Raw genomic sequence first — 2,376 nt, 5'->3', positions numbered from 1 at the left:
GGGAATGAGTTTTTAATATCATAATCTTTACTATAGTATTCATAATTTACGCCGTTTAAGGTTGGGTTTTTAGTTCAAATTTTTACTTTATTATAAAAATCTTCAGCATCATTCTTGTATTTTTCTTTAAACACATTTTTTAATGCGTTTAAAATAATTTCTTCATTATGGCTATCTAAATAGTGTTTATATTTTTCTTTTTCGTTAACAAAATATGTATTTTGATAAGCGTAATTTAATTTCACTTCATCGAATTCATTGTCGAATGCAATATGTAAGTCACTATTTATTCATTGATACTCATTGCCTGGTAATGAATTTTGTTTAGATAATATAAATTCTTTTTCTTGTACGGTTTTTTTGTATTTATTCATTTGTTCTTTATGAATTTGTTTAATTTGACTAATGTAAAGATACGAGATTACAAACCAAACCAAATTAGCCGAAATATATTCAGGTTTATTTGGGTCGTCTAAAAATGTTGATTTTATTCAACCATTAATCTTGAATTTTGTTGCGTCAATAAAATAAGTTTTGTTTGTATCTAAAAAATTTTCAATATATAACTCTAATTCAATTGAATTGGTTATTTTATCTTGATCATTAATTTTTCTAAAGTTTTCATTTTTATCGTTTTTCAATAATTCCGCTTTGGGAGCTAAATAATGATATTCCCTAAAATGCTGTTGAAGTGCATTACATTCTTCAAGGATTTCTTTTTTGGATAAAACACCAATAAGTTCATCATTATATGCATTAGTATTCGATACCTTTTTTAATAAATTTTTATTTATACTTCCTTTATAAAATGAAGTTAAGCCATTATAATCTTGCTTTCATTTCTCCTGCAATTCATAATAACTTCATTCTCTTTTCTTTTCTTCAAAGTTTGAATAAAACCAATATTTATTTGCAATTGAATTTTCAAACAATTGATCATCATTATCAACAAAATAATTAGGATTAGGATTTCTTTTTATTCTTCCCAATGTTTGAATATTTAGGTTTTCAGACGAAACATTTCTTAATTGAACAAGCATACACGCTCTTGGAATATTTCAACCAGTGGCTGGACCTACTTTAAAAATAATGCAATCAACACCAGAATTATTTCTAGATATCTTTTTTAGAGAAACTTCTTCCTTAATACTACTGGTATTTTGATCTACTTTATCCCCGCTGAAATATTTAACCCAAGTTAAATTATTTTGTTCAAGTATTTTGATAATTTCTTTTATGTTTTGCTCAAAATTTTCGTCTTTTTCTGTTTTGTCTTTTACTTGAATTAGCATTGCTGGATGAATATTAATTAATGATGGTTCTAACTCAGCATTGCCATATGCTTTTTTGATTTCTTTGAATTTTTCACATGCTTTTTGCAATAAATCAAAGTCGCTAATTTCTTCTAAGAATTTATCAACTTTAAAATCATTTCTTTTTGCTTCTGTTTTAATTAATTTAATTGAATCTGTTTGTAATTCTTTTTCGGTTATTACTACTTGATTTTGAGTTCTCGGCGGTGTAGCTGTCATCTTAATAATATATTGAGCAGCTTTTTGAATCAAGGCTTCAAAATGCTTTTCATTTTGTTGATCTTTATTTTTTAAGTCATTTCTATCAATATCAAGAAAATTGTTTTTAACCTCACCCCCGTGGTGCGATTCATCTCTTATATAGATTAATTTATAGCCTTCATTTTTAATCTCTTCAATAAAGTTTTCCAAGTAATTATATTCTGTAAGGATTCTTCCTTTTCCAAAGGTTGAAGCCCCAAAAATCATTACTTTATTTTGTTCTAAAACTAATCTTGGTTCATAATCTTTATTCTTAGTTTTATTGATACTAGGCGATTCAATTCTTTCAATATTTCTAATCGAGTATAAAACATGTTTGTATTCATTTAAATTTTGTTCCATTTGCTTAGGCAATTCGCCAGAAGATAAAGTTGCAATAATAAAAAATAATTTTTGCTTATTACCATGTAATTTAATTAATCGATCAATTACATTAGCAATCATGAATGTTTTACCACTACCGGTGGGCGCTTTAAAATAAATCGATGATTTATTATTTAAATCACATTTTTCAACTAATTCTTTAACTGCTCTAGCTTGGACATCCGATAAATTAATTGCCGCCATTTTCATTTTCCTTATCAGTATCAAGAGGTTTTAAAGACATTAAGTCAAAATAAAGTTGCTTTTCAAATTTTGTGAATGTTGTGATTCCATTGTCTTGTAATTCGTCAATTAATGTTTGCTTGATTAATTCATTATTAACATTGTCATCGAAAAGTTTTGTATCAAAATATTCAATGTTAAAAACATTAAGATTTTGCTTATAAGGTTTATTCTTTTCTAGTCATTTAAATGATTC

1 protein-coding gene and 1 pseudogene are annotated in these 2,376 nt (G+C 26.1%); both read right to left on the bottom strand.

The window, feature by feature from the left end; genetic code table 4:
* Positions 1–2,147, bottom strand: a 2,147-nt coding sequence (locus NW238_RS03585) for a DEAD/DEAH box helicase family protein (RefSeq protein WP_258451852.1), incomplete at its 3' end; no start/stop codon positions are given.
* Positions 2,128–2,376 (bottom strand): annotated as a pseudogene (locus NW238_RS03580) (site-specific DNA-methyltransferase); the annotation flags it as partial. The gene NW238_RS03585 and the pseudogene NW238_RS03580, both read right to left, overlap by 20 nt.

This window comes from Mycoplasma zalophidermidis (assembly GCF_024742155.1).
GTDB lineage: Bacteria > Bacillota_I > Bacilli_A > Mycoplasmatales > Metamycoplasmataceae > Mycoplasmopsis > Mycoplasmopsis zalophidermidis.
The sequence above is the reverse complement of the archived record's forward strand: the minus strand, read 5'-3'. Positions and strand labels throughout refer to the sequence as shown.